A 12,330-nucleotide genomic window follows, 5' to 3' on the forward strand; every position below is an offset into this window, starting at 1 on the left:
CGATGCGTATAGCCTCAGATGAAGGTGCCCTGTGTGCGCCAGGCCTCGATGCGTGCCTCGGGCAGCCAACCTTGCAACGCGGCGATGGCGTTGTCCGTGCTCGGCGCCGCGGGCGGCTCGGGCCGCGCGGCGGGCGTGCGCGAAAAACGCGGGCCGGGAGCGGGATGCGTCACGCCGTCGAGTTCGATGAACGTGCCGCGCGCGGCGAGATGCGGATGACCTGGCGCCTCTTCGAAATCGAGCACGGGCGCGAGACAAACGTCCAGCTCGCCGAGCTCCCGCGCCCACTCGTCGCGCGTGCGCTCCTTGAATTTTGCAGCCAGCACGCCTTTGGCCTCGGGCCACTGCGCGCGGTCCATCTGCTTTTGCAGCAGCGGATGGTCCTGCAACCCGAGCTTGTCGAGCAGCAGCCGGAAAAACTTGCTCTCGATGGGCCCGACGCTAACGTACTTGCCGTCGGCGCAGGCGTAGACCTCGTAGAAGGGTGCACCGGTGTCGAGCAGGTTGGTGCCGCGTTCCTTGCTGAGCATGCCTGCCGCGTGCAGGCCTAGCGTAACCGCCATGATAGACGCCACGCCATCCACCATGGCGGCATCCACCACCTGGCCCCGGCCGCTGCTGCGCGCCTCCAGAAGGCCAGCGAGCAGGCCGAAGGCCAGATACAGCGAGCCGCCCGCATAGTCGCCCAGCACATTGAGCGGCGGCGTGGGTGCCTGCCCCGCGCGGCCCATCGCGTGCAAGGCGCCGGTGACGGCGATGTAGTTCAGATCGTGTCCGGCCACTTGGGCCAGCGGCCCGTCTTGCCCCCAGCCGGTCACGCGGCCATAAACGAGACGCGGATTGCGCGTGAGGCACGCATCGGGGCCGAGGCCCAGGCGCTCCATCACGCCGGGGCGAAACCCTTCGATCAGCGCGTCGGCTCCAGCGATCAGCTCCATCGTCATGTCGACGGCGGCCGGATCTTTGAGGTCGACGCGGATGGACTTGCGGTTGCGTAAGCCCAGATCGAACTGCACGGGGCGCGGCGCGCCGAGGCCCGAGGGCTCCTTGCGGTCCACGCGGATCACGGTGGCGCCCAGGTCAGCGAGGAACATGGCGGCCAGCGGCCCGGGCCCGATGCCCGCGATCTCGACGACCTTGATGCCGGCGAGCGGGCCGCAGCGCGACGGGGGAGCGGATGGCTCGGTGGACATGGTCAGATCACTCCCTCGTCGCGTAGCTGTTGCAAGCGGTCCTCGGGCAGCTTGAGCAGACTGCGGTAGATCTCGTCGTTGGAGGCGCCGAGCTCCTGCGCGGGCTGGTCGAACTGCACAGGCGTCTTCGAAAACTTGATCGGCAGGCCCATGCCCATGGCGTCGACATCAGCGAGCCCCGGGTGCTCGAGCTTCACAACGGCGCCGCGCGCCTGCAGCACCGGGTCCTTGAGCACGTCGAGCGGCGAGCGCACCGGCGCGGCCGGTATACCACGCTTTTCCTGCAACTCACGAATGACTTCTTCCGTGCTGCGCTGCCGCGTCCATTCCTCGATCACGGCGTTGATTTCGGCTGCGTACTTCATGCGCGGGCCGCGCGTGGCGTAGCGCGGATCGCTGGCCATCGCGGGCTGACCCACCGCTTCCATCAGATTGCGGAACCAGTCGGGCTGAAACGCCACCATGGCCACGTAGCCGTCGCGCGTACCGTACACGCCAAACGGCACGAGGCGATCGTGGAAGTTGCCCGAGCGCTTCGGATAGCCCTGCCCGAGAAACACGTCGAAGTGCTCCTCGGCCACCATCGAAGAAAGACAGTCGAGCATGGATACCTGCACCAGTTGCCCCTCGCCGGTCCTGCCCCGATGGATCAGCGCGGCGAGGATGCCGTTGACGGCGTAGAGCGGCGCGATCAGGTCGGCCATCGGCAGGCCCGAGCGCGTGGGCGGACCGTCGGCGAAACCGGTCACGTCCATGATGCCCGAAAGCGCCTGCACGATGATGTCCATGCCCTTGAGATTGGGGTACGGGCTCGGCTCGCCGAAAGCCTTGATCGACGCATAGACGATCCTCGGGTTGGCGCGGCGCACGCTCTCGTAATCCACGCCGAGGCGCGCCGTGGCGCCCTCGCTGGCGTTCTCGATAACTACGTCGCATTCCTTGACGAGTTCCATGAAAAGCGCATGGCCCTGATCCGACTTCAGATCGAGCGTGATGCTTTTCTTGTTGCGCGCGCGATTGAGGATCGTCAGCGACACCTCGTCGTCGCGCCGCACGCCGAAGTGGACGCCTTCCTTGCCCACATAGGGCGGGTTGCTGCGCGCGATGTCGCCGCCGCCGGGCGATTCGACCCGGATGACTTCGGCGCCCAGACCGCCCAGCAACAGCGACCCGTAGGGCCCCGCGAGCGCCACGGTCAGATCGAGAACGCGAATACCCTCCAGGGGTCTTGTAGCTGACATGCCTTGTCTCCTGTCGACCCGGATTCGCGCTTTGGCGCCGTTACCTGGGTCCCATGCACATTGCGGAATCTCTTTTGCTTCAGTATGACTTCGGCAAGCCAAGCTTGCGCTCGGCGATGTTCGACAGGATGAGCTGCGGAGTGACCGGTGCGATATAACCGATCCACGCCTCGCGCATGAAGCGCTCCACGTGATACTCCTTTGCATAGCCGAAGCCGCCGTGCGTGAGGATCGAAGTCTGACACGCGTTCATGCAGGCCTCGGACGCGAGCAGCTTCGCCGCGTTGGCCTCGGAGCCGCAGGGCAGGCCCCTATCGTAGAGATCGGCCGCCGCGAAGATCATATGATTGGCCGCTTCCAGCTCCGCCCAGTTGCGCGCGAGCGGATGTTGGACGCCCTGATTCTGTCCGATCTGACGGCCGAACACGACGCGCTCCTTCGCATATTGCGTGGCCAGTTTGAGCACGGCGCGGCCGATGCCGACCTGCTCGACCGCGACCAGCACACGCTCGGCGTTCATGCCGTGGAAGATGTAGCTGAGCCCCTTGCCTTCCTCGCCGATCAGCGCGTCCTTCGACACCGGCAGGTTGTCGATGAAGAGTTCGTTGGTATCGACGGCGGCGCGGCCCAGCTTGTCGATCTCTCGAATCTCGACGTAATCGCGGTCGAGCTTCGTGTAGAACAGGCTCAAGCCCTCGCTGTGCTTCTTGACCTCCTCGATCGGTGTGGTGCGCGCGAGGATCAGCATATGGTCGGCCACTTGCGCGGTCGAGATGAACACCTTCTTTCCCGAGATCAGGTAGTTGCCGTCGGCCTGTTTTTTCGCCGTGACCTTGAGCTTGGTGGTGTCGAGCCCCGTGTCGGGCTCGGTGACCGCGAAGCACGCCTTGTGCTCGCCGCGCGAAAATGGCGGCAACCAGGCCTTCTTCTGCGCCTCCGAGCCGAAATGCACGACTGGCTGCAAGCCGAAGATATTCATGTGAATCGTGGATGCCGCCGCCTGACCGCCGCACTCGGCCACAGTGCGCATGAACAGCGCCGCCTCCGTCACGCCCAGATTCGCGCCGCCAAACTCTTCGGGCATGCAGATGCCGAGCCAGCCGCCGCTCGCGACGGCCTCGAAGAATTCGTGCGGAAACTCGTGACTCTTGTCCTTGTTGCGCCAGTATTCGAGCGGGAAGTCCGTACAGATTTTTTCGGCCGCATCGACGATGGCAAGCTGATCGGCGCTGAGTTGGTAGTCCATTGCTAACTCCGGTAGGGCGAAATCAGATCTTGTCGGCGGGACGCAGCATCATCAGACCGGTTCGCACCGCCGTGCAGACGATCTCGTCGCGCTGGTTCTTCGCGACGTGCCTGAAGGTGACGATGCCCGAGTCGTTGCGGCTCTTCGAAAGACGCGTTTCGACGATCTCGGTCTCGACGCGGATGGTGTCGCCATGGAACGTGGGCTTGGGAAACGCGATCTCGCCGAAGCCCAGGTTGCCGAGCGTGGTGCCGAGCGTCGTTTCGTACACGGTAATGCCGGCCACGAGCGCCAGCAGGAACATGCTGTTCACGAGACGCTGCCCGTAGAAGGTGTTCTTGCTGTATTCGGCGTCGATATGCAGCGGCGCGCAGTTATAGGTCATCGCCGAGAACAGGACATTGTCGGTCTCCGTCACGGTGCGGCGAATGGCGTGCTCGATCACCGTGCCGGGCTTGAATTCTTCGAAGTAAAGGCCTGCCATTTTGCTTGTCTCCAGTCCAGGGATGTTGATCAGTGGTTGAACGACTGCGCGAGCGCGATGATTTCGCGCGCCGTCTTCACGTGGGCTATGTCGATATGCTCGCCGTCGTAGATGCACGAGGCGCGGCCTTCGGCCTGGGCCTTGTCCAAGGCGTCGATCATTCCCTGGTAAAACGCCACTTCTTCTTCGGTGGGGCTATAGGTCTTGTTGACGATCTCGACGTTCGAGGGATGCAGCACCAGCTCACCGCTCATGCCCAGTTGGCGGTCGTTGGCCGCCGAGACCTTGAGCCCTTCGAGGTCGTGCACCTGCTGCCAGACGCCGCCGATGGGCAGCTTGCCCGCGGCGCGCGCGGCCATGACGACGCGCGACTTGAGGTAATGCGTCTCGCGGCCTTCGAGCGACCAGACGGTCTTGAGCGCGCGGGCCACGTCGGCGTTCTTGGCCGTGGCGCCCACGATGGCCGGCACGCGCTCGTGCTGGGCAATTTCATAGGCCAGTTGCAGCGAACGGGCGGTCTCCAGCAGCGGAATCACTTTGGTGTGACCGACCTCGACGCCCGCGCGGTACTCGGCCTCGGCCAGCATCGACGAAACGGTATGGATGTCCTCGGGGCCGCAGGGCTTGGAGATCACGATGCCCTCGACCACGGGGCTCACGATCGCGAGGATGTCGTCGAAGTCGTACAGGTGCGCGCTGCGGTTGATCCGCACCCAGATCCGCTGCTTCTGTTCGGCGAGCCAGGCCAGCTTCGACTTGACGATCTCGCGCGCCTCCACTTTCTGGGGCGGCGGCACGCTGTCCTCCAGATCCAGGATCAGCGCATCGGCCCTGGAGGTGATGCACTTCTCGATCCAGGTCGGCTTGTTTCCCGGAACAAAGAGGAAGCTGCGTATGGGTTTCATCTGCGTCGTCATGTCTATCTCGGCCTGTCGATGGGTTCTACCAATGTCCGTCATGCTTTATCTAACAACTGGTAGTTAGTTTCCGCGCAGACAGCGACACTGTCATTCGGGGTTTACACCAACAGCGGCACAGGCGCGAAAGTTGCAGCGTGCCGGGCATTTCGGTCGGCTCATGGATAACACTCATGGAACATCGCCTCCTCCCGCACCACACTACCCGCGAAACTACCAAACATTAGGTAGTTACAATCGTAATATCGCACGTTATCCGAACCACCGTATTGGAGGAGCAATGAGCAACACCATGAACGACATGCCGACCAACGGCGCGGGCTCAAGCGGACAGGCGCTGGCGCAGTCGTCCCCGCTCCGGGTAGCCCATGACAGCGGGCAGGCCTGGTACATCCTGGCGGTGCTGACGCTCGCCTACTCGCTCGCTTACATCGACCGGCAACTCCTCAACTTGCTGGTCGAGCCAATCAAACATTCGCTGGTCATCTCCGACACGCAGCTGAGCCTCGTCCAGGGCATCGCGTTCATTTCGGCGTACCTGGTCGCGTCGCCGCTGTTCGGCCGGCTCGTCGACGTGACCAACAGGCGCAATCTGCTCGTGGTCGGCATCTGCCTGTGGTGCGGCTTCACCGCGCTGTGCGGCAGGGCCGATACCTATGAAGGGCTCTTCATCGCGCGGCTGGGCGTAGGCGCCAGCGAAGCGTGCGTATTCCCGCTCGCGCTCTCGGTGATCGCCGACTGCTTTTCGGCGAAAAAAATGGCGCGCGCGATGAGCATCTTCATTCTCGGGCCGATGCTTGGCGGCGGGCTCTCACTCGTGGCCGGCGGCCTCGTGATCGAGTTCGCGCGCTCGCTTCACCAGCATTTCCCGATCCTCGCGCAATTCCAGACCTGGCAGCTCGCGTTCGTACTGATCGGACTGCCAGGGATTCTCTTCGCGCTGCTGGTGGTGCTGACCGTGCGCGAACCCGTGCGCAGCGACGTGATCAGCGAGCGCGAGGACGATCGGCAATTCACGACTGGCGATGCGGCCTCGTATCTCTGGCAGCGCCGCGGGTTCTATGTCCGCATTTTGCTGGGCGTGGGCATGCTGGCGATCGTCGTGCTCGGCATGCCCGCGTGGCTGCCCACGTATCTGATCCGCACGCACGGAATGCCGGCTGCGCTGGTGGGATTCCGCTTCGGCATGCTAGTGGTTGGCTTCGGCATTGCCGGCGCGCTCACTGGACCCTGGATTGCCCGCCGGCTCGAGAAGCGCGGCCATACCGATGCGCAGCTGCGCACCGCCGCGTTCGCCATGATTCCGATGCTGCTTTGCTGCGCGAGCATTCCATTCGCACCGGGCGCGACGGGCGCGCTGGCCGCGGCCGCTGGCACAGTCTTTTTCTTCAGCCTGCCCACGGGCTGCATGAGTGCCGCACTGCAGCTCGTTGCGCCGAGCCGCATGCGCGGCACCGTGGGTGCGCTCTATTCATTCGTCGCTCAATTGATCGGCTTCGGCGCGGGCCCGACGCTGATCGCGTTGATAACCGATCATGGGTTCGGCAATCCGAAGATGGTCGGGCACTCGATCGCCATCGTTTGCACGATCGCGTCGGCGCTCGCGGCGTGGCTGCTCTTTACCGCGCTGCCTCACTATCGGCGCTTGCTGGCCGAGGCGGCGTAAACAACTCAGGAGTGGAAGGCAGATTGACCGCTTGCGGGAGCGCGTGCCGGGTTGACCCATGCACCGCTCCCGCGGTGCATGGGTCCGGCGCGTCTACAGATCGAGTACCAGCCGCGCCGACTTCGAGCGCGAGCAGCACGGCAGGAACTGGTCATTGGCCGCCCGCTCGTCGGGCGTGAGGTAGGCGTCGAAATGCTCAGGCTCGCCGGTCAGCACGCGCGTGAGGCAGGTCCCGCACACGCCCTGTTCGCACGACGTCTCGATCCGGATGCCGGCCTTCGCCAGCGCCGCCACGACGGACTCGTCCTTCCCGACCACGACCACCTGCCCCGAACTCGCGATCTCTACCTCGAAGCGCTCGCCGCCAGCCATTTCCCGCGCGTCGGCGGCGAAGAACTCGTAGTGCAGTTGCTCGTCCGTCCAGCCGGCCTCTCGTGCGGTACTCAGCACGGCATCCATGAAACCCTTGGGCCCGCACACGTACAGATGAGTGCCTGCCTCCGGCCGCGCGAGCAGCGCCGCGAGATCGAGTTTCTGGTCGTGATCGCCGTCGTCGAAATGGAACTGGACGCGCGGCGCATACCTTGCCTGGGCAATGCGCTCCGCGAACGCGGTGCGTGCGCGCGAACGCGTGCAGTAGCGCATATCGAACGATGCACCGGTCGCCGCGAGCCGCTCCGCCATGCAGAGGATCGGCATCACGCCAATGCCGCCCGCGAGCAAAAGACTATGCCGCGCCTCATGCGCGAGCGGGAAATTATTCTTCGGCTTACTGATCGTCAGTTCGTCGCCGATCCGCACGCGCTCGTGCATCCCGGCTGAGCCGCCGCGCGACTTCGGATCGCGCAGCACCGAGATCTGATAGCGATGGCTTTCGTTTGGCGCATTGCACAACGAATACTGACGCGTTAGCCCACCAGGTACCGCGACGTCGATATGCGAGCCCGCCGAGAAGGCCGGCAACGGGCCGCCGTTCGCGCGAACCAATTCGAAACTGCAAATATCCACGGCCTCGTCATGCCTCGCCGCTACGCGAACTTTGAGTCCGCCCAACCCACTGGTCATCATTTTTCCCATTCTCGTGGTGGAATCTCCGCGCGACCAACGCGCGGCGTCGCCTGCCAGCAACGCCGCCGCGCCCGCGCGCTTATTCCAACGCGTCCCTCACCGCCGTCGCCGCCGTCCACTTGACGACCTGCTCCAACCCGTGACGGCACAGGATTTCGCTCTCGTTGAAGTGAATGAACGGCTTGGCGCCCGTCTCCATCCCGGCCTGCATCGACTCGATATTGCCGAGATCCTCGAGCATTCCGTCGGTGATATGCGCAGTGAAATGTTCGAGCTGGAGGCGTTCGCGCACCGAGCCCGGTTTCTTGTTGTAGAAGCGCGCTTCCCACAGCGTCGTGTTCGCAGAGGTCGGCCAGAACTCGTGGGTCCAGAACTGATTCGCCGAGATCTGCAGATGCCAGTTCGGGAAGAACCAGTTGACGTCCTGCGACCATTCGGCGAATTTTTGCGGATTCACCGCCTTGTGCTCGACGATCGAATTCGTTTCCGTTCCTTTACGCGTGCCGGTAACCGTATGGCCGGCCGAATAGAGCCAGCGCACGACCTTCGCCTGCTCCGGAGGCTGGTTGTCCTGATTCAGCCACAGCGAAAACGAGCGGTGAATGCCATAGAGATTCGCGCTGAGCGGCCGGCCGAACGGATTCGCCTTGCCCGTATAGATCGGCCCGAACGTCTTCGGGTGAATCGATGCAATGTGATAGATCTCGCTGAAGTTCTCGGCAACGGCCTTCCAGTTCGCCTTGAACTCGCCGCGCAGCACGATCGTGTTGTCCGGGTTCGGATAGTCGATGCCGGCCAGCGCATCCGCGACCGGCCCGAGGAATTCCTTCAAGCCGACTTCCGGCGCCGGGGCCATGTTGATGAAAATCCAGCCGTCCCACACGTCCACCGCGACCGGCGCCAGCCCGCACTTCTTCTTGTCGAGATGGAAGAAGGCGGCTTCGTCCGGCACGTGTGCGAGATCGCCCTCGTTGTTGTAGCCCCAACTGTGGTAGCGGCACACGAAGCGCTTTGCGTTTCCGCTCGTGCGGTGCTCGACAATGTTCGCGCGGTGTGCGCAGACATTGTGAAACGCGCGGATCTTGCCGTCGTCCGAGCGGGCAATGATCACCGAAGCCTTGAAGATCGCGAGATCCTTCACGAAGAAATCGCCGGGCTTCGGAATGCGTTCGACGCGCCCGACCATCAGCCACGCGCGGCGGAAAATGCGCTCGCGTTCGCGCTCGTACTGGGCAGGATCGGTATAGAGGGAGGTAGGCATCGGCTCCGTGGAGAGGCCGACTGATTCGGTAAGGCTCGCTTTGATTTCGGACGGATGATTCATATGAACTCCGGCACATCGTGATTGGGGAACGAAAACGCGTGTCGCCTGCGGTTCAGCCGTGCGGTTGGAAACCCACTTCGATCTTCAGCGCGTGCTGCGGCGGCGCATGACGGATCGTCGGCGCCTGGTGCATTTCCACGGCGATCGCCGCCTGACACATCGCGAGCAGCAGTTTGAACAGGTTCTGCGCGGGCTCCGGCATGTCCTCGAGCGGGAATTGCTCCAGATAAGTTGCCGCCTCTTCCGCGCGCTCGAATATTGCTTCGCAAAACCTGACGATCTCGGGATACGGCGTGCTTGCGCGGCGCATCCAGCGCTCGTGGGAGGTCGCCGTGCTCCAGTGATCGAGAAAAGGCTCGAGTTCTTCGAAGCCTGCGGGCAGGCGGCCCGAATCGGTTGAGATGTCTTGAATCATGTGCTCCTCCATATTGGCAATTCCAGACGCGGTCCTTCGCCGCGTGAATTTCGCAGCGACAGATCTAACGAACGGTAGATTGGTTTACAAGGTGCATTATCTCCATCCGGTCTAACCCGGATGCAGATCGCCCCGTCACGCCGGTGGCAAACCGGGGTGGGGTCAGGAGGAAGCGGAATTCAATGCGGGACGCGTTCGACGCGGGGAGAAACGGCGACCGGTGCGGTCATCGTTTTTGCAACTAGGGACTTGGACCAGGCGGATGTGCGTCGCCCGGCGATGTGAACGACGCGGGCGATCCGTAATACGGGCAGCTCAGGAAGATGCGGCCAGTTCCTTCTTGCGTCCGCTGCGCCGCGGCTTGGTCGCGGGCGCCGCACCCTCAAAGAACATCGTGATGAATTGATCGGCGATCTTTTCGAGCGACCCTTTCTTTGGATCGAACCAGGTCTGCACCGAATTGATGAAGCCGAGGGCGAAGACGCGGGCCAGCGCGATATCGACGTCTTCGCGTAGATAGCCTTCCGCGCGCAGATCGTCGAACACGGTCGTCCACATCCGCTGGTGCCGCTCGCGCCGCTTGATCTGACGCTCGCGCACCTTGTCCGGCAACTGGGTCAGCAGGCGATTGTGCGCGAGCGCGTAGTCGCCGAACTTGATCAGGGCACTCATCTGCCCAACCAGTGCCGCCCTAAAGCGGTCTTCGGCATTCGCGTTGGCGGGCAGCGCGTCGAAATGTTCGTTGATGTGCTGAACGATGCTCTCCGCGCCGTGCTCCATGACGACGTCGACGAGCTCTTCTTTCGACGAAAAATGATAATAAATGCTCGCGGCCTCGATGCCGGCCTGATCCGCGATCAGGCGCATGGTCGTGGCCGTATACCCCTGGGTTGCAAACGAGCGCGCAGCGAGGCGCAACAGGGTCTCTCGGGTATCCGCACTGGGACTTACATTTTTCTTTCGCACTGTTGTTTATCAGCTTTTCTGCTGCCCTGTCTTTCGCACGCCGCGCGGGAGTGCGCTGCACGATGCACAATCTAACGGTTATTTGGAAGGTTACCGTATTTCTTCCCCCCGGGAAAGCTGGGCCTTTCACTGTACGGAACTGCGCGCCGGTGTGCATTGACATAGCGCGGCCCGTGGGCGAAGTTCGAAGCTTACGTTCCGTACACCGCAGCGCGCTCGGCGCCCGCGGCGCCCACCCGTAATGAGGCCCCCGATGAAACCACCAAGCCGCCTGCCAGGCACCCCGCAGCCCATGCACATGTGGAAGGGTTCGGGTGGTGTCCGGCTAGCCGGCGACACCTGGGGCAGTCCCGATGGGTCGCCCGTCGTTCTGCTGCACGGCGGCGGCCAGACGCGTCACGCGTGGGGCGGCACGGGCGAGCGGCTCGGCCAGGCCGGCTATTTCGCTGTTGCGTACGACGCGCGCGGACATGGCGACTCGGACTGGAGCGCCAATGGCGACTACAGCCTTGACGCGCTGGCCGCCGATCTTCGCTGCGTGCTCGCGGAAACAGGCATACGGATCACACGCCAGCCCGCGCTCGTCGGGGCGTCGCTGGGCGGCGCGACGAGCCTGGTTGCCATCGGCGAGCAACGGGTGGACGCGAGCGCGCTGATCCTCGTCGATATCGTGCCGTACACGGAGCCGTCCGGTGTCGAGCGCATCCGTACGTTCATGGCGCAGAACCCGGACGGATTTGCTTCGCTCGACGAAGTAGCGGACGCGATTGGCCGCTATCGACCCTCGCAATCACGCTCGCGCAATCTGCAAGGCCTCGCGAAAAACGTGCGCCTGGGCGGCGACGGCCGCTACCGCTGGCATTGGGATCCGCAATTTCTCTCCGGGCAGACCGACCTGCGCGGGCGCCATGCGCGCCTTGGCGCCTGCGCACGCAACCTGACGCCGCCGACGCTGCTAGTGCGCGGCGGCAGCTCGGATGTCGTCAGCGAGGCGGGCGTGCAGGAGTTCCTCGAGCTCTGCCCGCACGCGGAATACGTGAACGTCGCGCAGGCCGGGCACATGGTGGCCGGCGACCGCAACGACGTGTTTGGCGAGGCCGCGCTGCAGTTCCTCACGCGTCACCTGTGCGCCACTTGAGTTCGCGCCGATGTTCAATGCCAATAGCACCAGGCGCTAAATAGGCGGCGTTTCAGGCGTGGTCGAAAAATGGTGCTGGCGAATCCTCCATTTGCCTTCCTGCAACGCGACGATGAGCGTCGTGCGCAGGCGCGAGCGCGAAGGCCGGTCGCCACTCAGGACGAACGCGAATTCGCCATAGCCCTGTGCAAGAAAGCAGTCGTCCGCGAGATGGATGAATTGCTGCTCCACGAGGTCCAGCGTAGCCGATTCGATCACGTCTTCATACGAAGCAAAATACTCGCGAATCGCGCCGGCGCCCATCGAATGGCCTGGACGTCCGCCGAAGAACAGCGCGTCGTCCGTATATACAGCCGTCAAGCTGTCCGCATCCCAATGGCGCGCTGCCGCGTTCCATGCGGCCAGGACCTGGACCAGCGCCGCGCGGGTCACATCGGTGGTTCGATTCATCAGATCTATTCCTCATCAGTCAGGACAGCCCGCCACAGGTCTCTTCCGCGGCGGCTCGAAGTACACCATCGCATCATCCTAACAGCCGTTAGCCCACAGTACAATTCTGCCCTGTAATGCAGATGATCCAATCGATCGCTACGTATAGGGATTAATACGCATGGCGATTTCGTATGCCTTCCATAAAACTAACATTAGTTAGCCAAAAGCATTCCAACACTC

General features: G+C 63.4%; 12 protein-coding genes. 2 read left to right on the forward strand and 10 right to left on the reverse strand.

Going from position 1 to position 12,330, the window contains the following annotated elements; translation table 11 throughout:
- Positions 1–14 precede the first annotated feature (14 nt).
- The 5 genes from A3CW_RS0125380 to A3CW_RS0125400 form a co-directional block, all read right to left on the reverse strand.
- Positions 15–1,193, reverse strand: a complete 1,179-nt coding sequence (locus tag A3CW_RS0125380) for a CaiB/BaiF CoA transferase family protein (RefSeq protein WP_028206068.1) — start codon at positions 1,191–1,193, stop codon at positions 15–17.
- Positions 1,194–1,195: 2 nt separating this feature from the next.
- Complete coding sequence (locus A3CW_RS0125385) at positions 1,196–2,434, reverse strand: CaiB/BaiF CoA transferase family protein (RefSeq protein ID WP_028206069.1); 1,239 nt, start codon at positions 2,432–2,434, stop codon at positions 1,196–1,198.
- Positions 2,435–2,513: 79 nt separating this feature from the next.
- The gene (locus tag A3CW_RS0125390) at positions 2,514–3,680 is read right to left on the reverse strand and encodes an acyl-CoA dehydrogenase family protein (RefSeq protein ID WP_028206070.1); all 1,167 of its coding nucleotides are present in this window, start codon (positions 3,678–3,680) and stop codon (positions 2,514–2,516) included.
- Positions 3,681–3,702: 22 nt separating this feature from the next.
- Positions 3,703–4,164 carry a MaoC family dehydratase gene (locus tag A3CW_RS0125395; RefSeq protein WP_028206071.1) on the reverse strand — a complete coding sequence of 154 codons (462 nt, stop codon included), beginning with the start codon at positions 4,162–4,164 and terminating at the stop codon, positions 3,703–3,705.
- 29 nt (positions 4,165–4,193) lie between these two features.
- A complete protein-coding gene (locus A3CW_RS0125400) occupies positions 4,194–5,081 on the reverse strand; it encodes an HpcH/HpaI aldolase/citrate lyase family protein (RefSeq protein ID WP_028206072.1) in 888 nt (295 codons plus the stop codon).
- 280 nt (positions 5,082–5,361) lie between these two features.
- On the opposite strand from A3CW_RS0125400, the gene A3CW_RS0125405 reads away from it, so the two are divergent.
- Positions 5,362–6,747 (forward strand): spinster family MFS transporter, encoded by a 1,386-nt coding sequence (locus A3CW_RS0125405; protein ID WP_028206073.1) that lies wholly within the window; start codon positions 5,362–5,364, stop codon positions 6,745–6,747.
- A gap of 93 nt (positions 6,748–6,840) precedes the next feature.
- On the opposite strand, the gene A3CW_RS0125410 is transcribed toward A3CW_RS0125405, so the two are convergent.
- From A3CW_RS0125410 to A3CW_RS0125425, 4 genes are all read right to left on the reverse strand, one after another.
- Entirely contained in the window at positions 6,841–7,812 is a 972-nt protein-coding gene (locus tag A3CW_RS0125410) for a PDR/VanB family oxidoreductase (protein WP_028206074.1), read from the reverse strand.
- Between the two features lie 82 nt (positions 7,813–7,894).
- The gene (locus tag A3CW_RS47590; RefSeq protein ID WP_035513927.1) at positions 7,895–9,139 is read right to left on the reverse strand and encodes an aromatic ring-hydroxylating oxygenase subunit alpha; all 1,245 of its coding nucleotides are present in this window, start codon (positions 9,137–9,139) and stop codon (positions 7,895–7,897) included.
- 52 nt (positions 9,140–9,191) lie between these two features.
- Positions 9,192–9,554, reverse strand: coding sequence for a hypothetical protein (locus tag A3CW_RS0125420; RefSeq protein WP_028206075.1), 363 nt, complete (start codon positions 9,552–9,554; stop codon positions 9,192–9,194).
- A 315-nt stretch (positions 9,555–9,869) separates the two neighbouring features.
- Positions 9,870–10,475, reverse strand: coding sequence for a TetR/AcrR family transcriptional regulator (locus A3CW_RS0125425; RefSeq protein WP_028206076.1), 606 nt, complete (start codon positions 10,473–10,475; stop codon positions 9,870–9,872).
- Positions 10,476–10,773: 298 nt separating this feature from the next.
- On the opposite strand from A3CW_RS0125425, the gene A3CW_RS0125430 reads away from it, so the two are divergent.
- Positions 10,774–11,658: an alpha/beta fold hydrolase gene (locus A3CW_RS0125430; protein WP_028206077.1), complete on the forward strand. Its 885-nt coding sequence runs from the start codon at positions 10,774–10,776 to the stop codon at positions 11,656–11,658.
- Positions 11,659–11,694: 36 nt separating this feature from the next.
- On the opposite strand, the gene A3CW_RS0125435 is transcribed toward A3CW_RS0125430, so the two are convergent.
- Positions 11,695–12,108, reverse strand: coding sequence for a YybH family protein (locus A3CW_RS0125435; RefSeq protein WP_028206078.1), 414 nt, complete (start codon positions 12,106–12,108; stop codon positions 11,695–11,697).
- Positions 12,109–12,330: the final 222 nt, after the last annotated feature.

Origin of the sequence: Paraburkholderia nodosa DSM 21604, assembly GCF_000519185.1 — a bacterium.
GTDB lineage: Bacteria > Pseudomonadota > Gammaproteobacteria > Burkholderiales > Burkholderiaceae > Paraburkholderia > Paraburkholderia nodosa.